The sequence below is a fragment of the Bradyrhizobium genosp. SA-4 str. CB756 genome, assembly GCF_000473125.1.
Classification (GTDB): domain Bacteria; phylum Pseudomonadota; class Alphaproteobacteria; order Rhizobiales; family Xanthobacteraceae; genus Bradyrhizobium; species Bradyrhizobium arachidis.
On the sequence record NZ_KI421499.1, the window covers coordinates 1,139,260 to 1,164,394 of the forward strand.

The following is a 25,135-nucleotide window of genomic DNA, read 5'->3' on the forward strand; positions in this document are numbered from 1 at the left end:
GCGATAGGAACCGGCGGCGCGCGCGGTTTGAGCAAATCGCATGGGCAATGCCGGCAAAATGCGCTCGGCGGGCCAGTATTTTGATGTTACGAACTGGGACATGAACCAGCACGCCAAGATCGAAATCCGCCATTCGACCTGCCCGCATGACTGTCCGTCGGCCTGCGCGCTCGACATCGAGGTCGTCGAAGGCCGCAGCATCGGCCGCGTGCGCGGTTCGAAAAAGCAGACCTACACGGCCGGCGTCGTCTGCGCCAAGGTCGCCCGCTATGCCGAGCGCATCCATCATCCCGAAAGGGTGACATTCCCGATGCGCCGCATCGGGCCGAAGGGCTCGGGCCAATTTGCGCGGATCACCTGGGACGAAGCGCTCGACGAGATCGCGGAGCGCTTCAATCAGGCCGAGCGCGAGTTCGGCGCGGAATCGATCTGGCCCTATTACTACGCCGGCACGATGGGCATCGTGATGCGCGACGGGCTGAATCGTCTGACGCACGTGAAGAAATATTCGCGCTTCTATCAGACCATCTGCGCCAATGTCGCGCGCATCGGTTACGCGATCGGCACCGGCAAGATCGCCGGCGTCGATCCGCGCGAGATGGCGCTGTCCGATCTCGTGGTGATCTGGGGCACCAACCCCGTCAACACCCAGGTCAACGTGATGACGCACGCCGCGCGTGCCCGCAAGGAGCGCGGCGCCATGATCGCGGCGGTCGACATCTACGACAACGAGACCATGAAGCAGGCTGACATCAAGATCATCCTGCGGCCCGGCACCGACGGCGCGTTCGCCTGCGGCGTGATGCACGTCCTGTTCCGCGACGGCTATGCCGACCGCGCCTATATGGACAAATACACCGACTGCCCCGCCGAGCTCGAGGCGCATCTGAAGACACGCACGCCGGAATGGGCGTCGGCGATCTCAAGCGTGCCGGTTGCGGAGATCGAGGCTTTTGCCAAGGCGGTCGGCGAGACCAAGCGGACTTTCATCCGCCTCGGCTATGGTTTCACCCGCTCGCGCAACGGCGCGACGCAGATGCATGCGGCGACCTGCATTCCCGCGGTGACCGGCGCCTGGCAATATGAAGGCGGCGGGGCCTTCTTCAACAATTACGCGCTGTGGCGCTTCAACGAATCCATCATCGAAGGCCACGACGCGATCGACCAGAGCGTCCGCGCGCTCGACCAGTCCAAGATCGGCCGCATCCTCACCGGCGATGCCGAGGCCCTGCGCGGCAAAGGCCCGGTCAAGGCGATGCTAATCCAGAACACCAATCCGATGACGGTGGCGCCGGAGCAGGCGCTGGTAGCCCGGGGCTTTGCGCGCGAGGATCTGTTCGTCGCGGTGCATGAGCAGTTCATGACCGAGACGGCGCAGATGGCCGACATCGTGCTGCCAGCGACCATGTTCATGGAACACGACGACCTCTATTACGGCGGCGGCCATCAGCACATCTCGGTCGGGCCGAAGCTGATCGACCCGCCCGGCGAATGCCGCTCCAACCATGAGGTGTTGCAGGCGCTGGCGCCGCGCCTTGGCGCCAGGCACCGGGGTTTCGAGATAACGCCGCGCGAATTGATCGATGCGACGCTGCAGCTGAGCGGCCACGGCGACATCGCCGGCCTCGAAGCCGACCTCTGGCGCGATCTGCAGCCGGACTTCCGCACCTCGCATTTCCTCGACGGCTTTGCCCATCCCGACAAGAAATTCCACTTCAGGGCGGATTGGGCGCATCCGCCGTTCGGCCAGACCATGGGCGATATCGAAAGCATGCCATCGCTGCCGGACCATTGGGCGGTGATCGAGCAGGTCGACCAGGCCCATCCGTTCCGGCTCGCGACCAGCCCGTCGCGCAGCTTCCTCAACACCACCTTCAACGAGACGCCGTCCTCGCAGGCGCGCGAGGGCAGGGCGAGCGTGATGATCCATCCGCTGGATGCAGCCTCCCTCGACATTGCCGATGGCGATGCGGTGACGCTTGGCAATACCCGCGGCGAGACCACGCTGATCGCAGCGCTGTTCGACGGCGTGCGGCGCGGCGTGCTGATCGCGGAATCCGTTCATCCCAACAAGAACCATATCGGCGGCCGCGGCATCAACATGCTGACCGGCGCCGAAGCCGTCGCGCCGATCGGCGGCGCCGCGTTCCACGACAACAAGGTCTGGATCAGGAAAGCCGCCGCGGCCTGAACGCCTCCGTCGCCAGCAATTTGTGTCGAGGCGCTAAAGCGGCGCCTCGCTGCAGATTGCCCTTGCACCTGCCGCCCGCCCTGCCGCAAATGGCTGCAAAACGGACAGCAAGGAAGCGACGTCATGACCGACAGCATAGCCGTCATCACCGAGAAGCGCGGGCAGGCGTTCTGGATCACCATCAACCGGCCGGACAAGCGCAACGCGCTGAATGGCGAGGTCATCGCCGGCATCAGCAAAGGCTATCGCGACGCCCATGACGACAAGGACGTCCGCGTCATCGTGCTGACGGGCGCGGGCGACAAGGCGTTCTGCGCCGGCGCCGATTTGCAGAATTCCGGTGCGGCGTTCGCGATGGATCATTCCCGGCCGAATGTCGACTATGCCGATCTGCTGCGCCTGTCGCAGAACGCGACCAAGCCTGCGATCGCGCGGGTCGGTGGCGTCTGCATGGCCGGCGGCATGGGCCTGTTGTGCATGACCGACATGGCGGTTGCGGCCGATCATGTTATCTTCGGCCTGCCGGAGGTGAAGGTCGGCGTGTTTCCGATGCAGGTGCTGAGCCTGCTGCAGTCCATCGCGCCGCCGCGTCTCGTCAATGAATGGGCGCTCACCGGCGAGCCATTCGATGCCAAGGCCGCGCAAGCCGCGGGCCTTTTGAACCATGTCGTACCGACGGCCGAGCTCGACGCCAAGATCGACTGGCTGATCGGCCGCATCGTCGACAAATCCCCGACCGCGATCCGCCGCGGCAAATACGCCATGCGCGCGATCGCCTCGATGTCGTTCGACGAGAGCATCGCCTACACCGAAAGCCAGATCGCCCTGCTCGCGATGACCGAGGACGCCAAGGAGGGGCTGAAGGCGTTCGGCGAGAAGCGGAAGCCGGTCTGGACGGGAAAGTAGGTTAGGATTTCGTCGCGAGCGGGTATTCTGCGTCCGGCGGCGCGCGCTAATCAGAGGGAGAGTTGGCATTTAATCGAACAAGCAGTGATCTTGTCCGCTCCTGGCGGCGCTTCTTTGTGGCTGTGATCAACTGCTTGCCAGTACGTTTGGCGTAGGTTGGCAGTTGGCGGCTCGATCGATGTCGACCCGCAGCCCGCAACTCCGCATCCGTGAGATCGCTGTCGGCGCCTTCCGTGAATCCACCGTGCCGGAACGACGTAAATGAAAGTTCCTGGCGAAGGCCAGCTTCTGCGATTATCTTCTTTACCACGCTGCGCAGATAACGCAGGTCCTTGCGTGGGGTAATCCATGGAAGCGGAGTTGCTGTCCGGCGATGCGCGTGGTCACGTCGAAAGACTAGGCCCGGGGTAGAACCCTTCGAGATTTCGTCCAGCTCAGTCATCAGTTCAGGAAATAGAGGGGCTCCAGCTTCGTCGAACAACGGCCACCAGGCTTCCTCTCCATTCTTTGGGTGCACGATCCTGACGCTGTTTGGCCGTTCGCTCGGGCGATAGTGCGAAATGTCGAAGGCGCCGAACACGTGCTGTTCGCGCTGTAACCATTCCCACGCCAGCAGAGCGGCAGTCCCGATCGACCGGTAATCAAGCTTCCTTGCGGCAGCTCGGAAGGCGACAAGTTCATCCCAAGTAGCAGTGGGTGTCGGCCGTATCGGTCGCCCAGGCGCACGAGACCTTAGTCCCATGCGCGAAAATGGATTGCTGGCAGGTACTATCTTTTCTTGGGCACGTTGGCCAACGAACCAGGCGCGCCGGCAGCATGCCATGGCCATATTGGCATAGCGGCGGCGCTCCCGGACGATCACGTCTCCATCGCTGCTGACTTTTGAAGTAACTAGCAGCTTCCCATAAACTGCGTCCACGAAGGCTTTCGTGAAATCGGACAGCTTCTTTGATCCCGCCCGATTTCCGTCCTTCAACTCATGACTGGCGAAGAGCTCGAGGCTCCTCCTGTACAAGCGTTGTGTGTTGCTGTCGAGTTCTGCCCACTTCTGATGAGCTTGGAAGACTCCGATTAGCCAATCGAACGTGCCCGGTTCGGGAGAAACGGGCATTATGTCACTTAGCCCTTGCGAGCGCCAACTCTCGAATGCGGGCAAGAGGACCTGCTCGACCCGCTCGACGGCATTGGCATAATCGCTCCCTAAAGGTTCAGGCCTCAATTCGCAGCCCTGCCGACGAGCCCAGCTTGGCGGTGCGAAATAATAGGCGAGCGTATTGTTCGCCAGTAGCTTTCGCCGACAATATCGAGGAAGCCTAGGTTCAACCGATATCATACCAGACATAAAAGATCCTCCTGTTCCTTTGTGTCCCTTCTTTGAGGTGGTGCTGCGAACTGATCCATTATCGCCTTCGACCAAACCGGCTGCCGTAGCCTTCCTGTTCCGCGACAGCTGACCGGCGGAGGGGCGTCGCCGCGGCGGATTGCGCGCCCCAGTTCAGCTGTGTCTTCAAAGTCTAAGTAGGCAGCCGCCAGGTCTGCCCTCATCATTGCAGGCCAAGTTCCAGCAGGTGGGTAGCGAGCAGGCAGCGGAGTACGCGGCGAGAATGGGCGGTCTGATCTCACTGATGGTGCCCGCAGGTGAACTCGGCGAACCAGGACATTCAATTGGGAAGGTCTGAATTGATCTCTCTAGGAATCGTGATCGGTCAACGAGAGTTGCAGTTGATCACAAAAGGGAGTCTTACAATCGAATATGTTGACCCTCTACTGCGCAGTGCGGTCTGGCGGAGATAGGTTAGATTAGCGCAGTAAAAAGGAGGCTTGGCGTGCGGTTATCGAGGAGGACTATTCTGATCGGGAGGAAATGATTCAGTGTTTCCGTTCCCGGTCGTCGTTGGGGGAGCCGCTAACAGGCAGTCAACTGCTCTAGATGAATCATCAATGGCCCTTCCAACAAATTCACCGCGGAGTTGCACAGAATTCAACGGATCGTTGTCGGGTGTCGGAATTTTCTTGTTCGCTGTACCAGGCTGGATCTGGTCGACGCAGCGCAAATTTGGACATTTGCTCGGCTGGCTTCCCATCGACCACCGGTCATGCCTTGCCGTCTCATTGCGTGCGTTAGCCGTGAACTGACAGCTCTAGCTATACATCGAAGCAACCGAGGATTTCGGAACCGTTTCCGCATGCTTCAGATCTGAATCTAGGACGCGCAGACGAATGCACCGGGGGCAATCTGGATCGACCGTCGCGCGTGCGGCTCGAACCGCACCGGGCTCTCGTGAACCGAGCCGCGCAGCGTCTCGGCCGTACGGCTTCGATCCCTCGCGCCAGAGCTTTGGTGCTCCTCGCCGGGAGCACTCGGGAAAGGGGCTCGCCTGCGGCGATCGCTATCACTGCCCCGTTCCCGGGTGCCGCTATTGAACCGGTCTCGTCGCTGCACTCGGTCCCGCGTGTCGCCTTCGGCGTCGCTATGCTCACGCTCCTGCGGGTGCCATTTCTCGAAGGCGATGCGCCGTTGGCGCACGCTTGATCAGGCCTGTGGCCTGGCAGAATTCGAAGAGGCCGAGAGTAAGAGTGCAGGCTGGGTTTTTCCGTGACGGGTTACAAGCTGCGAGAGAGGCTCGCGGTGCCCGTCGCGGAGACCCGCGATGTTAAACCCTACTGCTCGTGCGCGCGGCGGCTAGGACCGCGCGAACCTCTATAACGAAATCACCGACAAGATCATCGCCGAGCTTGAGGCCGGACGCGTTCCCTGGGTCCAGCCCTGGAGTACGGCCGCGGCGAAGGCGCCGCTGGCGATGCCGAAAAACGCGTCGACCAACCGGCAATACAGCGGGTTGAACATCCTCATCCTTTGGGGAGCCGTGATCGAACGGGAATTTACAGGTCAAAGTTGGCTCACCTTTCGTCAGGCGCTCTCGCTTGGCGGCCACGTTCGCAGGGGAGAGCGCGGCACCACTGTTGTCTACGCGGATCGTTTCGTGCCGAATGACGAAAAGCGACGCGCCGCCGTGACCGACGAAGACGCGCAGGCGATTCCATTCCTCAAACGATTTACCGTTTTCAATACCGATCAGTGCGAGGAACTGCCCGATGACATTGCCATCGCTGCGCCCCCACCGCCGGCTGGGCTTATCGAACCCACGGTCGACGCTCTGATCAAGGCCAGCGGAATTCCATTTCGGATTGGTGGGGATCGCGCATTCTATGCAACAACCGAAGACTATGTTCAAGTCCCGCCGCCGCAGGCCTATTTCGAGCCCATCAACTGGCACCGCACCGCGTTGCATGAACTCGGTCATGCGACTGGGCATCCCTCGCGCCTCAACCGCGACCAGAACGGATCCTACGGTACGAAGAAATATGCCTTTGAAGAGCTGGTTGCCGAGTTGAGTTCCGCGTTCAGCTGCGCGTCGCTCGGGATCGTGCCGACCGTGCGCCATGCCGACTATATCGGCTCCTGGCTTCAGGTCCTGCGCGAAGACAATCGGGCCATCGTGCGTGCCGCCTCACAGGCGAGCAAGGCCGCGGACTATTTGCTCGGCTTCGTTCCCGGGTCCATTGAGCCCGCGTCGCTGAGGTCGGTTGTCGCCGATCACGAGGTGGCGTGATGCTTGGCCTCGTGTAGCCGCGCGAGAGTGAGAGGAGGGGAGGCTGTTCGCGACGGGTTGGAAGCCGAGAGAGAGTGTCTCACGGCCGCCCGTCGTGGAGAGCCAAAATGACGAAAGAAAGATCACGCTGTCGCCTTCCCGGGACAAGGGTGCTCGACACCTATCCAGTCGCGCGCGTCAGTGAGCGGGAAGTCGCGTGATGTTCCCCGACACCGCCGAACTGGCACGTCGTCTCGCGCGCGAGGCCGAGGCAGTGTGCCGATACTATCTCTCCAATGGCAAACGGGCGGGGCGGTACTGGGTGGTCGGCGATGTCCACAACACGCCGGGCCGCTCGATGTTCGTGCGGCTCCAGGAATCGCCGAAGGGCGCAGCCGGCAAATGGACTGACGCTGCGACCGGCGAGCATGGCGACCTCCTCGACATCATCCGCGAATGCCGGGGTTTGCGCGACTTCAGCGAGGTCACCGAGGAAGCGAGGCGGTTTCTGAAGCTGCCTCGTCCTGAGCCGCAGCTGGCCTCGAAACCCGTTCGTTCGGTGGCGCCGGCCGGATCGCAGGAAGCCGCCCGCCGGCTCTTTGCGATATCCAGCCGGATCGAGGGGACGGTGGTCGAAACGTATATGCAGCGTCGTGGAATAGCCCTTGTCAACCATGGTGGCAGCCTCCGCTTCCATCCTCGTTGCTACTATCGATCGGACGAGCATTCGCCGACCGAAATCTGGCCGGCGATGATCGCCTGCGTCACGGACCTTGAGGGGAGGATCACCGGCGCTCACCGAACGTGGCTCGATCCAGATGGCTTTGATCGCATTCGTCTCGGCAAGGCTCCGATCGACACGCCACGACGGGCCATGGGCGACCTGCTCGGCAACGCCGTTCGCTTTGGCGTGGTGGACGACGTGCTCGCCGCCGGCGAAGGGATCGAGACCATGCTTTCATTGCGCTGCGTGCTGCCGACTCTGCCTATGGCCGCGGCGCTCTCGGCCAATCACCTTTCAGCCATGTTGCTGCCGTCTGGCCTGCGTCGGCTCTATATCGCCCGCGACGCAGATGCCGCCGGAGATGCCGTTCAGGCGACGCTCACCCAGCGTGCGCAAGAAGCCGGCATTGAAGCGATTGCGTTGTCGCCCCGGCTGGGCGATTTCAACGAAGACCTGCACATCTTCGGTATCGAGCCCCTCCGTGCAGCGTTGCGGCTTCAACTCGTGCCAGAAGACGTCGTCCGCTTCCTGCATTCGTCGACGGTAGCCGCAGAATAGGCTGGTGCTTCGATCGACGGTTGTAGGTCGGTCATTAACGAGGCCATTGCCGGAAGAGGACGCGACCTCGGCCTTCTAGAGGGCGATCGGACGGCAAGCGGACCGGGCCGGCAATGGCTACGCCCGGCTATTTTCCGCCGCGCGCGAGCGATGAGACGGCACATCAGCCGTCAAACCAGCGCGCTTTGCATCGCGAAGCAAAATAGCCGGCCTCCGCCATCCTCCGCTGCCGCTTCGGCCCTTGCGGGTTCTGGCCCGCTCCGCCCGCCGTCTGAGTGATCGCCACGAAGGCCGCGATGGGCGCGGCCGATCCGGCAAAGGGTCCTCCAATGACCGACCACGACGACATCGAATCGCCGCACGCTTCTTCTCCAACTGACCACGTCCTCACTGAACTACAGCTCTTCGGCTACCGTCCCTTCGACGACCAGCCTGACCCACGACCGCTTCCCGAGGGCAGGATGATCGCCGGCGCCGTCGCCGATGTGTTCGACGCCCTGGTCGCGACATTGAGCGACACGCGGCTCGAGCCGGACCTAGGCGATCTGCTCTGGTCGACCGTCAACCTGTTCCATCGTGCCGTCGATCGCATCGAGCGCCATCTAGACGACAACGAGCAGGCGCAGCAGAAGAGCCAGCGCGAGCAGAATGGCTCTGAGGTACGATCAGTCGAACTCGAGCGCTTGACGGCCGAAGGCATCACCTTGATCGAGCGCCGCAACTGCCTGGAGCTCTTCCGCGACCAGGCCATCGAACGCTTTGAAGCGCACACCGGATCGTCCTGGCGCCCTCGATCGGGATCGCTCGTGAACCACCGCACGCTGACCGCGGCAATGATCGACTCCCGCGACTTCATCGCAGCCAAGCGTCGCGCTGAAACCGAGGTCTTGTTGCCGCAAGGGCCGAAGATCGCACTCACCGGTGGGCTCGACTTCAATGACCACCACCTCATCTGGGACCGCCTCGACAAGGTCCACGCCAAGCATCCCGACATGGTCCTGCTCCATGGCGGCTCACCGAAAGGGGCCGAGCTTATCGCCTCCAAATGGGCGACCAATCGCAGGGTGCCTCAGATCGCCTTCAAGCCCGACTGGACGAGGCACACCAAAGCGGCACCCTTCAAGCGCAACGACGCCATGCTCGAGTTCCTGCCGATTGGCGTCATGCACTTCCCGGGCACGGGGATCCAGGACAACCTCGCCGACAAGGCAAAGCGGCTCGGCATCCCCGTCTGGAGGTTCGGCGGCGCGTGAGCGCTGCCTTCTCGCCTCCAGGCGTGAACGCGTAGTTGCATGCGCCGCAACTCTGCCTCGTTTTCGATCTTATGTCCAGGTCGCGCCGTGGTGGTGGTGGAAGGCGCGACTCTCAAATCTATGCCCATGGAGCCACCACCATGCTCGCCATTGGGCTTATTCTCAACACACTCGGCATCGGTTTGTTCTGCTGGGCGATCTTTGCGCTTGCTGTGTATGCCTTGCCGTTTTTCGTCGCACTGAGTATCGGGCTGACGGCGTTGCAGAGCGGCGCCGGCGTCGTCGGCGCGCTGCTTATCGCAACGGCGGGCGGTGCGCTGACGCTCGTCCTCGGCCAGATCGCGGTTGCCGTTGCTCGGTCCTTGGCCTTGCGCATCGCAATCGCGACAGCATTCGCTATTCCCGCCGCCGTCGCCGGCTATCATGTGGCGTTCGCTCTGTCCCAGATCGGTATGCCCTCGCTGGCTTGGCGAGAGATCCTAGCTTGCCTTGGCGCGGTCTGTATTGGGGGCACAACGTGGACACGCTTGACTGCTTTTGCAGAGCCGCGCTCGCTCGAACTGGCTGGGCTCGCGGCGAATCCGTCGCACCCAGTTCTTCCAGCCGCTACGCGCGAGGGATGACCTTTCATCGCCTTCTTCGTCGAGCAGGCTCGCATAGATCGAAGCATTGAACGAGGGATGATCGGGACCTGAGCGGGGAGGGGCAGTCCCTCTCGGGGCCTTGACCAAGCGCCCCATTTCGGCCGGGCCCACCAAGCCCCCGGCGGAGCGGCGATGTCTCGATTGTCTCTTCGGAGACGATACCGCCGTTTGCAGCAGATTGCTTCTCTTTCTGCGCCGAATCGTTGCCACCTCTTGTTCAGCACTACCGAGATACGCCACGCCTTCTCCCGAGGTTGCGGTTCGCACGCAACGCACGTGGCCTCGTTGATGGCTTGATCTGGCCGAAGACCGGCTTCGCCTCGATCGTCTGAGCCGCAACACCGTTGTTGCGACTTTCTTCCCCTGGGCTTCGCCCATTCCTCGCGAGACAAGAAAGTCGCCACAACGGTGTCCTCCGCTGCGCTCCGGCCCGCGAGCGGGTGCGTCGCCGATCGTCCTCGGCCTGCAGATCGCCATCGGGGCCGCGGTGGTCGCGGGCTCGAAACACAACAGGAGAAGTCACATGGCTAACATCGGTTCTTTCAAGAAGGTCGGCAACGATTTCCAGGGCGAGATCGTCACTCTCAGCCTGCAAGCCAAGGGCGTCCGTATCGTCGCCGAGACCAACCGCTCCAACGACAACGCTCCCAGCCACCGCATCTACGTGGGCCGGGCCGAGATCGGGGCCGCCTGGTCGAAGCGCTCCGAGGAGGGGCGCGACTACCTCTCGCTCAAGCTCGACGACCCGTCATTCAACGCGCCGATCTACGCAAACCTGTTCGACGATGAAGGCGGCGAAGGCTACACCCTCCTGTGGTCGCGGCCGCGCAAGAGCGGCGAGTAAAAGCGCTCCACTGAGTCCCGCCCGAGCAGATCGGGCGGGGCTTCAAGCCCGTGGCCGTGCGTCCAAAGATGAGCAGATCAAGCCGGACGGACGCAGAACGTGGCGCCAGCGATCAGTTTGATTAGATCGAGTGACAGTGACCATGTCCAAGCAACCGGAGCATTCGCGCCGGCTAGGACGCGTATTCATGAAGGCCTGAGGTCGGCTTTGGGCTCTAAAGCAGATATCTTCTGCTCAATCGGAGTATTGCTGGTTCTGACCCCAAAGCGGACTTCGACATGTTTGTCAGATCACGACCTGCAACTCGACATCTCCATCGCTATCCGCCGAGATGAGAAGGTGTCGCCACCCACGCCACATCCCCTACGATTTCACAGCTCCGACCGTAAGGCCTGCGACGAAGTGCTTCTGGGTGAGAAAGAAAAGCACAACAGGCGGAAGCGCCGCCGCCAACGAACCTGCCGAGATCAGATTCCAGGCGGTAAGCCATTCTCCCTTGAGGCCCGCAAGTCCCAAAGTAAGCGGCTTTGCCGCGTCGCTCTGGACCAGCACGAGAGCCCAGAAATAGTCATTCCAGACAAATGTGAATACCAGCACGGAAAGGCCCGCCAAAGCTGGCCTCAGAAGAGGCAGGATGATTTGCCAGATGATCGTGAACTCGCTCGCTCCCTCCAGCCTCGCCGCTTCGAAAAGTTCATTCGGAAGGGCGACCACAAAGTTGCGCAGAAACAACGTTGCAAAACCAGTCTGGAATGCCGTGTGAAATATGATCAGAGCCCAGATCGAGTCGTAGAGGCCCAGCGAGAGGACGATGCCGCGCACTGGAATCATCAAAATCTGATACGGAACGAAGTTGCCGGCAATGAACATGGAGAAGACGAGCGTTCGCCCCGGGAAAGGATACTTTGCGAGCGCGACCGCAGCGAGCGTGCTTAAGATCAGCACGCCCACAACTGTCGTCACGGTGACCACGATGCTATTTACGAAGAACATGCCCATTGGGGAGCTGGCAAAGATCTCCCGGAAATTCTCGACCAGTGCAAACTGCTGCGGCATCCCCCAATAGTTTCCGGCCAGCAGGTCGCTCTGCGCGCGGATCGCGGTCATGACGATCGCGATCAGGGGGGCGATCCAAACCGCGATCGCGACGTAGAGTACGAATCGATATCCGACGCGCACGGGAAGTGAGCTGTCTTGGATTGGCGTAGGATACATCAGCGCTCCGCCGCCTCCTGCTTAAGGGTGTACCGAAGGAACCAGGCGATGTAGACGCTCATGATTGCGAATAGGACGGTGGCGATTGCCGCGCCATACCCGGCCCGATAGCTGAAGATAGTCGCATCGAACATCTGATAGGCGAGAACGGTCGAACTTCCGTACGGTCCACCCTGCGTCATGATCGCAATCATATCGAAGTTTCGCAGCGACATGATCACGGTGATGATTGTGGCTACGAAGGCAACGGGCCTGAGCTGAGGCAGCACCACGTAATAGAACAAGGGCCAGCCGCTTGCGCCGTCAAGGCGTCCTGCGGCGATGAGGTCGTCGTCGAGCTGGGAGAGACCGGCGAGGAAAAGCACGAGGCAGAACGCGATCTGCGACCACAATGCGGCGGCAATGATGCCGAATGTGACCAGATGCTCATTGGATAAAATCGCCGGCGGTGTCATTCCCACCGCTCTCGCGAGAATGGCGATTATACCGAAAGTCGGATCGTAGAACCAGGTGAACACTACGCCGATGATCACATGGGCAAGCACGAGAGGAATGAAGAAGATTGATTTGACGAAGCGCATCTCCGGAAGCGTCTGGTTCAGGAATACGGCGATCGCCAGGCCGACGACCGGAGCCAAGAGAAACAGCAGAAGCCAGATGACGTTGTTTTTCAGCGACACGTAGAACTGCGGATCGGCGAAGAGTTCGGCATAGTTGCCGAGCCCGACCCAGCTTGCCGGGCCGGTCCCGTCCCAGTCATAGAAACTGATCCAGATGCTTTGGATGATCGGAATGACGATCAGCAGAACGAATATCGAGACCGGAGCGGCCAACAATAGGAGCGGGGTCAACCAGACTGCGCGAGTCTCCCACACGCGCTGCATGCGCGTGCGGGGAACCACAGCAAGGTCCGCATAGTCGGCCATTTCGGTCTTCTCGCTCATTTGAAGATGCGCTTGCGGGCCGCCTCAAGGCGCTCAAGAATGGCTTCCCCGCGTTGCGGGTTCGCCAGGAATTCCTGGAAGCCCCTCATGCCGATCTGCGCCATTTCAGGATCCGTGTCGCGGTCGTAGAACTGCGACGTTCCCTTTGCGGTCTGAACCAGCTTCATCTGGACCTGCGAGAACTGGTCGTCGAGCGCCACGTCCGTCCTGGCGGGCAACACCGCACCAGCCTTGGCGAACGCCGCAAGATTGTCCGGCTGCGCAAGGAACGCCAGGAATTTGAGCGCAAGCTCCTTGTTCTTGGCGCCCGACGGGATGCCGACGCCGTTGATCGAGACTTCTTCGAAGCTGTTGTTCTTCGCATCTATTCCCGGGAACGGAAAAAAGCCGATCTTGCCGTGAACGTCGGCCGGCAGCGAGGTCAGGACATAGGGTCCGAGCAGGTACATTGCCGCCTTACCCTGAGCGAGCAGTGGAATCGCTTCCTGCCAACCATAGGACGACGCATTTTCCAGAAAATATCCCTTCTCGATCGGCTGCTGCCAGGTCGCGAAGACCTTCTTGACGCGTTCGTCCGTGTACGACTCCTTGCCGTCCATGAGGGCCATGTGGAAATCGAGGCCATTCAGTCTCAAATCGAGGTAGTCGAACCAGAGATCGTTTGCCCAGAGATCGCGGGTGCCGATCGTAAAGGGGATCACGTTGGCAGCCTTGAGCTTGGCGGCGGCCGCCATTAACTCGTCCCAGGTCTTGGGAGGCGCAATGCCGACCCGCTCGAAAACCTCCTTGTTGTAGAAGAAGCCCCACGTCGTGAAGTTCGTCGGCATCATGAATTGCTTGCCGCCGTCGGTGACCGCCGGAAGAAACGGCCCCATGACGTCCTTGAGGTTCTGGTCAGTGTAGAACTTGCTGATGTCCTCGAAAGCACCCCGCTTGCTGAAGGCGCGCATGCGCGCACCGGTGAACCAGAACGCAAGGTCTGGCGGCGTCGTGACGAGGAAGTTGCGGATCGACGTCTTGTAGGACTCGACATCGCTAAAATTGATGGTGACCTTCGTACCCGGGTTCTTGGCCTCGAAATCGCTGGCGATCTTCGTCATAGCCGCCTTCTGACCCGCTCCGCTGCGGTCGGTATTGATCGTCAACTGACCGGTTTGCGCATTCGCCGGCGCGATCGCCAGACTGCCCAGGGTAGCGCCAATCGCAATTGCCGAGCGAAAGCTCCGTAAATCAATTCCCAGCATCACATCTTTCTCCCTTATCGTTTCATCAACGTCCTGATCCGGAGATGTCGTCGTGACTTCCAAGACAGTTCTTCGCCTGCCTGCTGCGAACGGAAGCCTGGAGTCGTACGCGCTCAGCCAAGCGACGCCATTTCCGGACCGCCAGACCGGTCGCATGAACCGGATCGCCTTCTCCGCGGCACATGTGGTCGCCGATCCGCTCGCAGAATGCGATCCGTGGCTCACCTGCGCCGTCGATTGGGATCGTACGATCGCTTTCCGTGAGTATCTTTGGCGTCTCGGGCTCGGCGTTGCCGAGGCGATGGATACCGCCCAACGCGGCATGGGTCTCGATTGGCCGACTTCGCTGGAGCTCATTCGCCGCTCAGTCGCAGCGGCGAAAGCGAGCAACGGGCTCGTCTTCTCGGGGGCCGGTACCGATCATCTCCCGGATAATGCGCCATCGACGATCGATGAGGTCATTGCGGCCTACGAGCGCCAGATCTCCGACATCGAGAAGCTCGGCGGACGGATCATCCTGATGTGTTCGCGCGCGCTGACCCGGGCCGCCAGGAATGCGGACGACTACGTCAAGGCCTACTCCCGGATCCTTCGACAGGTCCGCGAACCCGTGATTCTCCACTGGCTCGGCGACATGTTCGACCCAGCCCTCGCCGGCTATTGGGGATCGACGGACGTGGACGCCGCCATGAACACGGTTCTGGCGATCATCGACGAACACGCCTCCAAGGTCGACGGCATCAAGATTTCGCTGCTCGACAAGGACAAGGAAGTCGCGATGCGCAGGCGCCTTGCAAAAGGTGTCCGCATGTATACCGGAGACGACTTCAACTACGCCGAATTGATCGCTGGCGATAGTGAGGGCTATTCGCATGCCCTTCTCGGAATATTCGATGCCATCGCGCCTGCAGCGGCATCAGCTCTCACCAGCCTGGCGGACGGTGACCGCGAGGCGTTCGACAAGATTCTCGCGCCGACCGTTCCCCTTTCGCGTCATATCTTCAAGGCGCCTACGCGTTTCTACAAGACCGGCGTTGTGTTCCTCGCCTATCTCAACGGGCACCAGGACCACTTCACCATGGTCGGAGGCCAGGAAAGCGCGCTCGACCCTGCATTTGGCCGAACTCTTCCGGCTCTCCGACAAGGCTGGAATCTTGCGTGATCCCGACCTTGCGGCGAGGCGAATGAAAACGATCATCGCCGCACGCGGAATCGAAGCCTGAAATGCGGTGAGCACCTACGGCAGGAGAATTTCTTGCAGTCGATCGTCGACGGTGTTCGCCATTCTCGGTGACCCCATAGGTCAGGTAAAGTCGCCGGCTCAGGTTACCGCTTCGCTACGAGCGAGATCGCGCAATGCGATCCTCGTCCCGCTGCACGTGACCTCGAGCGACTTCGATGACGTCGTGCGCGCGCTGGAGGCCATCCGTAATCTGGACGGCCTCGTCATCACCGTTCCGCACAAATTCGCCGCGTTCCAGCACTGCAAACAGGTGACCGAACGGGCCTCGTTTCTGCAAGCCGTCAACGTCATGCGCCGCTCTCGCTCCGGTGCATGGGAGGGAGACATGTGCGACGGACAGGGCTTCGTCGACGCCATTCTTCAGAAAGGCGACGTTCTTGCCGGAAAGCGAGCCCTTTTGCTCGGTGCTGGCGGAGCCGGGACTGCAATAGGCTACGCGCTGCTCGAGGCCGGCGTCGACCGACTTTCGATCCATGACATTGACAAAATGCGTAAGCGCGAGCTTGTCCAAAAGCTGAGGCAGCGCTTTGACGATCGGGTCTGCGAAGTGGAAAGCGATCCTGGTGAATTCGATATAGTCGCCAATGCAACTCCGGCGGGCATGGAGAACCTTCAAGACTCTCCGATAAACCTCGAACGGTTGCGCCCCACTATGATCGTCGGTGATGTCGTGACAGCGACTGGCGAGACCGCTTTGATCCGAGCCGCCCGCTCCATCGGCTGCGTCTGCTCGACAGGCCACGACATGTACCGAGCGCTTCAGGAGACGATGGTCGATTTTCTGTTATCATCTGACGAATTCGGCGCCGGTTCGGACCAGCAGTGACTGGCCTTACCTCATGAAGCGGCGACATTCCGTTTAGGCCTTACTTCCGCTTTTGGCCCTTCTCGGACCTCGCACAATCTTTGCTGCTGCGCCCCCGTTGAGGAATCAGCGGACCTCGGCATTTATGGTACACGCCCTAGTCGTAGGTCAAGGAGCCGCGTCTCCCAGGCTCATGCCGACTTTTACGTTTTTTTCTTTTCGGCTCGCGACGAAGGTCGCCTCAATAGATCCGCTGCCTCGACGCCTAACACTTGGGCCAGGTTATCAACAACGTCGATACTAGCGGCATACACGCTTCGTTCGAGGGCGCTGATATACGTTCGGTCAATGTCTGCGCGGTGCGCAAGTTCTTCTTGCGACAGGCTCTTCGCCTGCCGGAGTTTTCTCAAATTGAGCGCCAGCACCTCGCGAATGTTCATGCCCGAGAGGGCATCGTCTTGAAGAGTATTTCACCACGGAGTATTCTCGACAAAAGGAGAGGTTGCACAACCCAACGGTTAGCGCCCGATGCTCTGGTATCGGTCTGTCGAATGCAGCTAAAGTGCGGCTTTCAAGGAAGCGTGGCCCGAACGCATTGAGGGCTACCATGAAAACTTTTGGAAGGATTATGCAAACACCGCCGCTCGATCCCGATGTGGCTGACCTGGCTCCCACCGGGCCAGCGTCGACACCTTACGACGAGCAGCACATTATAACCTACGTTCGTCTTCTGCAGGCCGAAGGTGAGGGGGCGGACTGGCAGGAGGTCGCACGAATAGTGCTGCATATCGATCCGAAGGTTGAGCCAGATCGCGCGCGCAATGCATATCAGAGTCATCTCGCGCGCGCCAAGTGGATGACTGAACAGGGGCGTCTCTTACGCGGCGCGGCCTCTGATTAGAAGAACTTCATCGACTAAAGCGCCTCTCTAGAAATGATATTCTCTTGCCAGCAAGTGGTCACGCGAAAGCACCACGTGGTGCCAAACTAGGGTCTTCCTACAACCGCTTCGTTCATACCTATTGCGCCGCAATCCTTGTTAGCAGCGTGCAATGGGGCGGAAGCAATGCCTGAATTCGACTGGCGGTCGCCGGATTCCTACAAGAGCCTACAAGAAGCGGAAGCCACCGACATCGCCTGGGAATGTCTTCGCCGCAATGCGGACTATCGGCGCGAGTACGAGGTGATGATTGCCGATAGCCCGAACGGCGAAGTGACCGAGGAATTCAGGAGGAGGTGGGGCATCTGCTTTCGCCCATGACCCGCAGAGGTCGTTCGACGAGCAGACGATCTTTTGGGCGCCCGAGGTTCTAGCGGCGGTCGTTCCGGTGACGGTTGCCGCGACGGCCGAACTCGGGCCGGCGTCTCAGCCACTGCTTGACCTTACAACTGGCCAGGTGCGCCGCGCTGTCGACGGCTGGCATGCCGTGCTTCGCATCGGTGCGGTAGATCACCGTGTCTGGTCCAAAGAGCCACCGGTGCTCGGCGCATCATATGCGGCCGAGTTGCCATTCGACGGCGATTTAGAAGAGCGCGCCTATGCAGCCCGGCGGCTCTGGCGCGCCATGAATGGACGCGCGCCTGGTCCTGCATTTCACACACTATCCAAACAGCGGCGCGAACGCCTCGGCGCCGCGATCCGCGCGCTCGATGCGCATAGCGCCGGCGGCAGTTATCGCGCTATCGCCGAAGCGCTGTTCGGCAAAAAGCGCATCCCCGATCGCGCCTGGAAGACGCATGATCTGCGCAATCGAACAATCCGCCTGGTGCAAGGCGGCCTCGCGTTGATGCGCGGTGGTTACCGCAAACTTCTGCGCCCGGGGCGTAAGGACGAGTAGCGCAGTCCCCAGGGGGTGCCGAAAATCGTATCCCCAAAATTCGGCATCCCCCTCCGAGGTCGCGCTTCTCCATGATGACCGCACACACGCTGACGCCGCCATGCGCGGTGCGCTGTCATCCTGGAGTCCTCAAATGCCCGATCCGATGGCCGGTCTACCCCCGCGCTTCCTGCGTACCCCGGAGGCCGCGCGTTACCTTGGCCTGTCCGGTCGGACGCTGGAGAAGCACCGCACGTACGGCACGGGACCAATATATCGGAAGATTGGCGGACGGGTCGTTTACGCCGTCGATGACCTGAAAGCGTGGGCCGATCGCGGTGCCAAGACCTCGACATCCGATCCCGGCAAGGGGACCGTGCTGCCCGCCAAGAAGCATCCGGCCCTGCGTCCTTACGCAGGTCAGGAACGTCGCTGATTGCCGCATGAGAGCAGTGACTATGCGGCGCAAACACCATTCCGAGCGCGACCAGCTTGAGCTCTTTCGGGCGCTGCCCGGTGATCTCGCGCCTCGCGATGCGCAGGATCTGATGGCTTATCCGTTCTTCTCGCTTGCAAAAACAAGCGAACCGTGCCGATCGATTTTCATGCCGGTGCGATCGCAATCCTGGTGGCACCGAGCGGCTGAACTTCGCGCCTACGCCTGTCGATCCCTTAACGGCACGCCTGCGCCGGCGCGGTCTCATTCCAAATTCGGAGGACAACCTGTGAATCAGCTCGTGCTATCGGGGACCGCAACCCTCGTGCTATCGGGGACCGGATCCTCGTGGTATTGGGGACCGAAATCGAGCTTAAGAGCTTGTTTCTTCGCGCTTTCCGGCTGCTCTAACTTTACTACCCAAAAATCCTTCGGATTTCTTCTAACGCACCAGGCCGAAAACTGCGTTGGAGACGATCGGCAGCTGCAGGCCGCCAGTCCTGTTTGGCTCTCCAAGTCGCATACGCTTTTCGCCGAACCCCATGCTCACGGCTGGCAGCTCCTGCGTCGGGGAGCTGCGGCATGAGCAATTTGACCGAAGTGGAAGTGCTGTGGCTCGAGAAGCGTATCGAAAACCGCGTTCGGTTTGGTCGCCTTGTCAAGGAACGGAACCTTGATCGCCATCGGCGTGTCCTGTCATTTGCGCCCGGCAGCATCTTTGCCTTCGTCCGTTGGACGTCCAATGACTTTGGGACGATCATTTCGCGGATCGACATCTTGCGCGCGGTCGCGCCGGGACAGCGCTGCTCGACCGTCCCGTATGTGACACCCGGCGGAGAGATTTTGCTGCGGCTGTCAGGTTGGCCGAAGGTCGAGCGCGTGCTGCAGATGGTCGACGCCGTTGAGGCACTCGGCATCGATCCCGCCGATGTTGCGCCTGATCATTGGCACCACGCTCACAACCGCCTCTCCGTGAACGAAAACCCGCGTCCGTATACGAAAGCGCGCCATCAGGGCTGGCTTCATCGCCAAAAGGTGATGCGATGACGGGCCGCCTACTGATGCCGGCCGCGGCAATTGGGGTCGCTGCTGCGCTCGTCGCGACGATCGTCCTGGAGCCACTTCCGCTTTACATCTGGAATGCATCCGCGAGCGTGCCGATCGGTCTCTACCGCCTCCGACCGGCGGACCAATTCCAAGTCACCGAATTGGTCGCCGTGCAGCCGCCGGAGCCGCTCGCGACCTTCCTCGACCTTAACGGCTATTTGCCCATTGGCGTCCCGATGCTGAAGCGCGTGCTCGCCCTTTCGGGGCAGAGTGTTTGCAGAACCGGCCTCACGATTTCGGTCAACGACGTCGCGGTGGGCGAGGCGAAGGATCACGACAGACGAGGCAGGCCGCTGCCGAAATGGCAGGGCTGCCGCGTCGTCGGCGGCGGCGACCTTTTTCTGATGAACTGGCAGTCGGACGACTCTCTTGATGGCCGGTATTTTGGATTTCTTCCGGCATCTAGCGTGATCGGCCGTGCGATCCCGGTGTGGTCGTGGGAGGAGTGATGGTGTGTATTCGACGTGTTATCCTCCCCGTTCCCTTGTTTGATCGATTGCGGGATCGCACCTCCGTCTCGATCGATGTCTGCAAGGCCGACGCGAGCCCGACTGCGTGCTTCGGGCGGTTGGGCACGCGCGTTTGTGCTGTCGTGCCCCTGATGCTTCTTCTAACCGCGTTCGACAGTGCTGCTTTGGCCCAGAGCGGATCAGCCGGCCAGCCGGGGATCAGTCAGACCGTTCACTCACTTGCCGGCTTCATCAATGAAGCCTCTCAACGCTTTGCGATTGCGCCGAACTGGATCCGATCAGTTCAAAGCATTGAGAGTGCTGGTGACGTGCACGCCAGATCCCAAAAGGCGCAATGGGCCTGATGCAAATCATGCCTGCGACTTGGGCGGACCTTCGCGAGCGCTACAATCTCGGGAACGACCCCTACGACCCGCATGACAACATTCTGGCCGGCACGGCGTACTTGCGCGAACTGCTCGACCGGTATGGCTCGCCTGGCGTGTTTGCCGCCTACAACGCGGGACCATCTCGCTATGAAGAGCATCTCGCAGGCGGCTCTCTGCCAGACGAGACGCGAGCATACGTCGCGAAGCTTGCAAATCTGCTTGCCATCGAACTGCCGCCGAGGTGTCCGTCCAGCGGACAGTCATCAGGAACTGCGACGCTATTCGTCACGCGATCCGATCTCATGAAGACACGCGATCGGTTGCTGGCGCTTGTGCCGCCGAGCGGTGCCACGAGCGTAATCTCGGCGCCCGGTGTTTCGCAAATGGTTCCCCGGCCAATTGGCATGTTCGTCCCTCGATCGGATTCGGGAGCATCGCAATGACCAAGTGTGCGGGTTCGCAAGCTGATGGCGTATGGGCGATGCCTTCGGCCCGCGCTCTACTCGTCGCTTCGCTCCTCACCGAGCCACCCTTCGGGTGTCTCGGCCCTTCGGGTACCGCGCTGTGCATGTCAAGAATATCGACATGCAGAAAATGCGTACGTTGTTGACCAACCGGAAGCTGCTCAAGCGCAAATTGATCGACCTCGAGAACCATGTTCGGGGTGCACTGCGGGCCTATGGATTGCTCGTCGGAGCGGTTGCCCGAGGTGCCTTTGAGGCCCGTGTCCGCGAGCTGATCGAGCACAGCGACCCGATTTTTGTGATGTCGATCCAGGTCATGCTGGACGTGCGCCGCGCACTCCTCGAGGGCTACGATCGGCTGCATCGCGTGCTCCTGCAGGTGGTCCAGCATGATCCTGTTTGCCGGCGTCTGATGACGGTTCCGGGCGTCGGTCCGGTCGTCGCTTTGTCATTCAAGGTTGGCGTTGATGACCCTCATCGCTTTGCCCGATCCCGCACCGTGGGCGCCCATTTTGGCCTGACGCCGAAGCGCCACCAATCCGGTACATCGATCGATTTTGAGGGTCGGATCAGCAAACAGGGCGATATCTCCGTGCGGGAGGCGCTGTGTGAGGCGGCTGCAAGTCTGCTGCTACGGGTCAGAAAATGGTCGGCCTTGCGGGCGTGGGGCCTGCGGATAGCCAAGCGGTCGAGCATGCTGTGTGCGATTGCCGCGGTCGCGCGGAAGCTCGCGGGTATTCTCCACCGGATGTGGGTCAGCGAGACCGACTTCCACGTCGGATTCGGCGCCAAGGTCACGCAACGGCTGCGCCTAAAGCCAGCGCAGTAGCAGCTACGTAGACGAGCATAGGAAGAGGCTGGGACCGCTCCCAACATGCTGAGGAGGGAACGAATTTAGAGATCCGCGCGCGCGGTGAGCGTCCCCTGGCGGGGCCGCGAAACGGGGAATGTCCGCTATCTCTTGCCTGCTGCCGTCCTTCGGGAACGAGAGCGCCGGACTGCTTGGACAGCCCTGTTTACGAACCTGATGAAGAGCATGCGACGGCCGAAGTGCTGAACGCGAAGGAACGCATGGACCCCGCCTGGTGAATGCTGATCGCAAGCGTTGCGGTGACGCGTGTGCGTTGTCGATGCAGGGAGTCTGTCATGGCCGAAGTGCGAAGAGTCGAAGAAAAGCGTAGGAATGAGTTGACTTTGAACGCCCGATTAGGAAGGCCGCCCGTAATCGGTCTGCGCCGGGTCATGCGGCGGCCGAGCAAGTGGTCTGCGCGATGAATAACCCGCACACTACGCCGCCTCAGCAACGCGGGAGGCGTGTGATGGAATTCTTCTGTGGTTTGGATGTCGGCATGGACGAGACGGCAATCTGCGTGGTGGACGGCACCGGCAAGGTGGCGCTGGAAGTCGCGGTGGTGACCGATCCGGACGCGATCAAGACGGCGCTCGAGCCGTATCGTGGCCGCTTGCGGCGGCTCGGCCACGAGGCGGGGTCGCTGTCGCCCTGGCTGCACCCGGAACTGTTGAAGCTCGGCTTGCCGGCTGTCTGCCTGGAGACCTTCCACGTCCGCGCCGCGCTGAAGGCGCAGCGCAACAAGACCGACCGGACTGACGCGCTCGGCCTGGCGCATTTGATGCGCACCGGTTGGTTCCGCAAGGCGTATATCAAGAGCGCGGCGTGCTACCGGCTGCGGCTGTTGTTGACGCACCGGCGCAATCTGAAGCGCAAGTTCTTGGATCTGGAGAACGCGATCCGACATTCGCTGAAGGTGTTTGGCATTCGCCTCAGCCATGTTGGCCGCGGCGGATTCGCGCAAGCCGTGCGCGAGGCGGTGGCGGGTGATGCGCTGGTCAGCGAGCTGATCGACGCTATGCTGAACGCGCGCGCGGCGCTGTGGAAGGAGTACTGCCGGCTACACGATCTTGTGGTTAAGCTAGTCGCCGGACATGAGCTGTGCCGGCGCTTCATGCAGATCCCCGGCGTGGGGCCGGTGGCCGCCTTGAGCTTCATGACAGCAGTCGATGATCCTTCGCGCTTCAAAAGGTCGCGCGATGTGGCGGCCTATTTTGGCCTGACGTCGCGGCGCTGGCAGTCCGGCACGTCGATCGACGTGCAGGGGCGGATCAGCAAGGCGGGCGATGGCGACGTGCGGCGGGCGCTCTATGAGGCGGCCAGTGCGTTGCTGACCCGCTTCAAGCGCAAGGACAAGATTAAGACATGGGGGCTTGCGATCGCCAAGCGCACCAGCCACCGCAAGGCGACCGTGGCGGTGGCACGCAAGCTTGCGGTGATCATGCATGCGATGTGGGTCGATGGCACGTTTTATTGTGGCGATCCGGGCGCATCGAGAGCGGACGTGAGCGCACGTGCCGCCACGAAGGACCGCAAGCTGCTCGGAGCCCATGCATGACCAGGCCGAGCCAATTGCAGATCAATGACCCGATGACCGCAAGGCTTTAAACACGGAGCTCCGCCACAAGCGGAAGAGACCTGGTGCAGATCAACGACGACGGAACGCACGCTATCTTGCCTGTGGCCACGCACGTGACGTGCAACGTGGACCACGCCGGACTGCCTGTGATGTGGCTCCGTCATGCCGATGGAAAGATGCGCCGCGACGGCGTCCGCGCTGCCCTGCTGCAGCGAGATTATGCTGTCGATGAGCGCGGAAGAGTGCACGGCGCACCGGGACTCGTGGCTGTGGTGGCGCAGCGTATTCAAGCATGGCGCAGAGGGCCTTGTCGCAAGCGAGAAAGGAAGCGAAGATGGGTGAGATCAGAGAGACGACACGACCGATTAAGAGGGCTCTTCAAATCGGGCTTCGAGATACCGGTGCACGGGGATAAGACGGTCGTGGCCGAATCCGGAGCCTGGTGCAACGACTTGGAACGTCGTTGCAACAAGGGAGAGCTCCGATGAAATTGTACGTTGGACTGGACGTCGGCCTGGAAGAAACCAGCGTTTGCATCGTCGATGGCGAGGGTCTCACGGTTCGCGAAGTCAAAGTCAGCACGGAGCCAGAGGCGATCCGCTCCGCTGTAGAGGGCTACGCGGATCGCCTCGATAGAGTGGGGGTCGAGGCGTCATCGCTAGGCATCTGGCTGCATCGCGAATTGCAGCCAGCTGGGCTTCCAGTCATTGTCGTGGAGGCGCGCCACATGCGCGTTTCTCTGTCAACGATGCGCAACAAGACCGACCGCAACGATGCGCGCGGCATCGCGCAGATGATGCGGCTGGGCTGGTACCGCGCCGTCCATGTCAAGAACATCGAGATGCAGAAGATGCGCTCGCTGCTGGCCAACAGGAAGCTCCTCAAGCGCAAGCTGATCGACCTTGAGAACCACATTCGTGGCACGCTGAGGGCGTACGGTCTGATGGTTGGAGCGGTCGGCCGCGGGGAATACGAAGCGCGGGTCCGCGAGCTCATCGAGCACAGCGATCCGGTATTTTCCATGATGATTGAGTCCATGTTGGACGTGCGGCGAGCGATCTTCGAGGGCTACGAACGATTGCATAAGGTGCTCCTGCAGGTGGTCCAGCATGATGCGATCTGTCGTCGACTAATGACCGTACCCGGCGTCGGTCCCGTTGCCGCCCTTTCGTTCAAGGTTGGTGTTGATGACCCTCTCCGTTTTGCGCGATCTCGAACGGTTGGCGCGCATTTTGGCCTGACGCCAGGGCGACACCAGTCTGGAACGTCCATCGACTTCGAAGGCCGAATTACCAAACAGGGCGACGTCGCAGTTCGCGAAGCGCTCTGCGAGGCGGCCGCAAGCCTTCTGTTGCGGGTCAGGAAATGGTCGGCCTTGCGGGCCTGGGGCCTGCGGATCGCCAAACGGTCGAGCATGCTGTGCGCGATCGTCGCGGTCGCACGCAAACTTGCGAGCATCCTGCACAGGATGTGGATCAATCAGACCGACTTCCACGTCGGGTTCGGTGCCAAGGTTACGCAACGACTTCGTTTGAGGCCTGCGCAGTAGTTGCAGCAGGGGCGCAAAAGATTGGTGCTGGTGTTGCAGCCAGCATGGAGAGAAGGAGTAACGACTAGAGATCCGCGCGCGCGGTGAGCGTCCCCTGGCGGGGCCGCGAAACGGGGAATGTCCGCTATCTCTTGCCTGCTGCCATCTACGTGATGAGAGCGCCAGACTGCTTGGACAGCCCTGTTTACGAACCTGATGAAGAGCATGCGACGGCCAAAGTGCTGAACGCGAAGGAACGCATGGACCCCGCCTGGTGAATGCTGATCGCGAGCGCGATGTGGTGACGTGTGTGCGTTGTCGATGCAGGGAGTCTGCAATGGCTGAAGTGCGA

General features: G+C 61.1%; 23 protein-coding genes and 2 pseudogenes. 20 read left to right on the forward strand and 5 right to left on the reverse strand.

Features of this window, described 5'->3' with window-relative positions; genetic code table 11:
* The first annotated feature begins 100 nt into the window (after positions 1-100).
* Together BRAGE_RS0105495 and BRAGE_RS0105500 are read left to right on the forward strand one after the other, a co-directional pair.
* Positions 101-2,191, forward strand: a complete 2,091-nt coding sequence (locus BRAGE_RS0105495) for a molybdopterin oxidoreductase family protein (RefSeq protein WP_027562520.1) — start codon at positions 101-103, stop codon at positions 2,189-2,191.
* 123 nt (positions 2,192-2,314) lie between these two features.
* The gene (locus BRAGE_RS0105500; protein ID WP_027562521.1) at positions 2,315-3,097 is read left to right on the forward strand and encodes an enoyl-CoA hydratase/isomerase family protein; all 783 of its coding nucleotides are present in this window, start codon (positions 2,315-2,317) and stop codon (positions 3,095-3,097) included.
* A 46-nt stretch (positions 3,098-3,143) separates the two neighbouring features.
* Here the strand turns inward: BRAGE_RS0105500 and BRAGE_RS54225 are convergent, their stop codons facing one another.
* Positions 3,144-4,439 (reverse strand): hypothetical protein, encoded by a 1,296-nt coding sequence (locus tag BRAGE_RS54225; protein WP_141263122.1) that lies wholly within the window; start codon positions 4,437-4,439, stop codon positions 3,144-3,146.
* Positions 4,440-5,808: 1,369 nt separating this feature from the next.
* On the opposite strand from BRAGE_RS54225, the gene BRAGE_RS47795 reads away from it, so the two are divergent.
* The 5 genes from BRAGE_RS47795 (at position 5,809) to BRAGE_RS0105525 (ending at position 10,713) form a co-directional block, all read left to right on the forward strand.
* Positions 5,809-6,711 (forward strand): ArdC family protein, encoded by a 903-nt coding sequence (locus BRAGE_RS47795; RefSeq protein ID WP_231164407.1) that lies wholly within the window; start codon positions 5,809-5,811, stop codon positions 6,709-6,711.
* Positions 6,712-6,910: 199 nt separating this feature from the next.
* A complete protein-coding gene (locus tag BRAGE_RS0105510; RefSeq protein ID WP_027562523.1) occupies positions 6,911-7,972 on the forward strand; it encodes a DUF7146 domain-containing protein in 1,062 nt (353 codons plus the stop codon).
* A gap of 329 nt (positions 7,973-8,301) precedes the next feature.
* Complete coding sequence (locus BRAGE_RS0105515) at positions 8,302-9,225, forward strand: DUF2493 domain-containing protein (protein ID WP_027562524.1); 924 nt, start codon at positions 8,302-8,304, stop codon at positions 9,223-9,225.
* Between the two features lie 140 nt (positions 9,226-9,365).
* Positions 9,366-9,848: a hypothetical protein gene (locus BRAGE_RS0105520; RefSeq protein ID WP_027562525.1), complete on the forward strand. Its 483-nt coding sequence runs from the start codon at positions 9,366-9,368 to the stop codon at positions 9,846-9,848.
* Positions 9,849-10,392: 544 nt separating this feature from the next.
* On the forward strand, positions 10,393-10,713 hold the full coding sequence (locus BRAGE_RS0105525; RefSeq protein ID WP_027562526.1) for a DUF736 domain-containing protein: 321 nt from the start codon (positions 10,393-10,395) through the stop codon (positions 10,711-10,713).
* 363 nt (positions 10,714-11,076) lie between these two features.
* Here the strand turns inward: BRAGE_RS0105525 and BRAGE_RS0105530 are convergent, their stop codons facing one another.
* The 3 genes from BRAGE_RS0105530 to BRAGE_RS0105540 are packed head-to-tail and all read right to left on the reverse strand — an operon-like array spanning position 11,077 to position 13,972.
* The gene (locus BRAGE_RS0105530) at positions 11,077-11,928 is read right to left on the reverse strand and encodes a carbohydrate ABC transporter permease (protein WP_027562527.1); all 852 of its coding nucleotides are present in this window, start codon (positions 11,926-11,928) and stop codon (positions 11,077-11,079) included.
* Positions 11,928-12,812 (reverse strand): carbohydrate ABC transporter permease, encoded by an 885-nt coding sequence (locus tag BRAGE_RS0105535; RefSeq protein ID WP_027562528.1) that lies wholly within the window; start codon positions 12,810-12,812, stop codon positions 11,928-11,930. Before BRAGE_RS0105535 ends, BRAGE_RS0105530 begins: the two co-directional genes overlap by 1 nt.
* A 56-nt stretch (positions 12,813-12,868) precedes the next feature.
* Positions 12,869-13,972, reverse strand: coding sequence for an ABC transporter substrate-binding protein (locus tag BRAGE_RS0105540; protein WP_209440378.1), 1,104 nt, complete (start codon positions 13,970-13,972; stop codon positions 12,869-12,871).
* A gap of 196 nt (positions 13,973-14,168) precedes the next feature.
* On the opposite strand from BRAGE_RS0105540, the pseudogene BRAGE_RS47800 reads away from it, so the two are divergent.
* Together BRAGE_RS47800 and BRAGE_RS47805 are read left to right on the forward strand one after the other, a co-directional pair.
* Positions 14,169-15,339, forward strand: a pseudogene (locus tag BRAGE_RS47800) (dihydrodipicolinate synthase family protein).
* Positions 15,340-15,345: 6 nt separating this feature from the next.
* Positions 15,346-16,185 (forward strand): shikimate dehydrogenase family protein, encoded by an 840-nt coding sequence (locus BRAGE_RS47805; RefSeq protein ID WP_084334717.1) that lies wholly within the window; start codon positions 15,346-15,348, stop codon positions 16,183-16,185.
* 182 nt (positions 16,186-16,367) lie between these two features.
* Here the strand turns inward: BRAGE_RS47805 and BRAGE_RS0105555 are convergent, their stop codons facing one another.
* Positions 16,368-16,604, reverse strand: coding sequence for a helix-turn-helix domain-containing protein (locus BRAGE_RS0105555; protein ID WP_027562530.1), 237 nt, complete (start codon positions 16,602-16,604; stop codon positions 16,368-16,370).
* 188 nt (positions 16,605-16,792) lie between these two features.
* Here BRAGE_RS0105555 and BRAGE_RS0105560 point away from each other — a divergent pair, with 188 nt between their 5' ends.
* From BRAGE_RS0105560 to BRAGE_RS0105610, 11 genes and pseudogenes are all read left to right on the forward strand, one after another.
* Positions 16,793-17,065, forward strand: a complete 273-nt coding sequence (locus BRAGE_RS0105560; RefSeq protein WP_027562531.1) for a hypothetical protein — start codon at positions 16,793-16,795, stop codon at positions 17,063-17,065.
* A 165-nt stretch (positions 17,066-17,230) separates the two neighbouring features.
* Positions 17,231-17,425, forward strand: coding sequence for a transcriptional regulator domain-containing protein (locus tag BRAGE_RS0105565; protein WP_027562532.1), 195 nt, complete (start codon positions 17,231-17,233; stop codon positions 17,423-17,425).
* A gap of 67 nt (positions 17,426-17,492) precedes the next feature.
* A complete protein-coding gene (locus BRAGE_RS0105570) occupies positions 17,493-18,002 on the forward strand; it encodes a DUF2285 domain-containing protein (protein WP_231164090.1) in 510 nt (169 codons plus the stop codon).
* A 133-nt stretch (positions 18,003-18,135) separates the two neighbouring features.
* Positions 18,136-18,417 carry a helix-turn-helix transcriptional regulator gene (locus BRAGE_RS0105575; RefSeq protein ID WP_027562534.1) on the forward strand — a complete coding sequence of 94 codons (282 nt, stop codon included), beginning with the start codon at positions 18,136-18,138 and terminating at the stop codon, positions 18,415-18,417.
* A gap of 22 nt (positions 18,418-18,439) precedes the next feature.
* A pseudogene (locus BRAGE_RS56625) lies at positions 18,440-18,612 on the forward strand (replication initiator protein A); the annotation flags it as partial.
* A gap of 387 nt (positions 18,613-18,999) precedes the next feature.
* On the forward strand, positions 19,000-19,464 hold the full coding sequence (locus tag BRAGE_RS0105580) for a DUF2840 domain-containing protein (protein WP_027562535.1): 465 nt from the start codon (positions 19,000-19,002) through the stop codon (positions 19,462-19,464).
* Complete coding sequence (locus BRAGE_RS0105585; protein WP_027562536.1) at positions 19,461-19,973, forward strand: S26 family signal peptidase; 513 nt, start codon at positions 19,461-19,463, stop codon at positions 19,971-19,973. Before BRAGE_RS0105580 ends, BRAGE_RS0105585 begins: the two co-directional genes overlap by 4 nt.
* Before the next feature lie 355 nt (positions 19,974-20,328).
* Positions 20,329-20,805, forward strand: a complete 477-nt coding sequence (locus BRAGE_RS56630; RefSeq protein ID WP_231164089.1) for a lytic transglycosylase domain-containing protein — start codon at positions 20,329-20,331, stop codon at positions 20,803-20,805.
* A gap of 31 nt (positions 20,806-20,836) precedes the next feature.
* Positions 20,837-21,655: an IS110 family transposase gene (locus BRAGE_RS52405; protein WP_084334719.1), complete on the forward strand. Its 819-nt coding sequence runs from the start codon at positions 20,837-20,839 to the stop codon at positions 21,653-21,655.
* A 490-nt stretch (positions 21,656-22,145) separates the two neighbouring features.
* Positions 22,146-23,234 carry an IS110 family transposase gene (locus tag BRAGE_RS0105600; RefSeq protein WP_027562537.1) on the forward strand — a complete coding sequence of 363 codons (1,089 nt, stop codon included), beginning with the start codon at positions 22,146-22,148 and terminating at the stop codon, positions 23,232-23,234.
* A gap of 505 nt (positions 23,235-23,739) precedes the next feature.
* Positions 23,740-24,804, forward strand: a complete 1,065-nt coding sequence (locus BRAGE_RS0105610; RefSeq protein WP_027562538.1) for an IS110 family transposase — start codon at positions 23,740-23,742, stop codon at positions 24,802-24,804.
* Positions 24,805-25,135 lie beyond the last annotated feature (331 nt).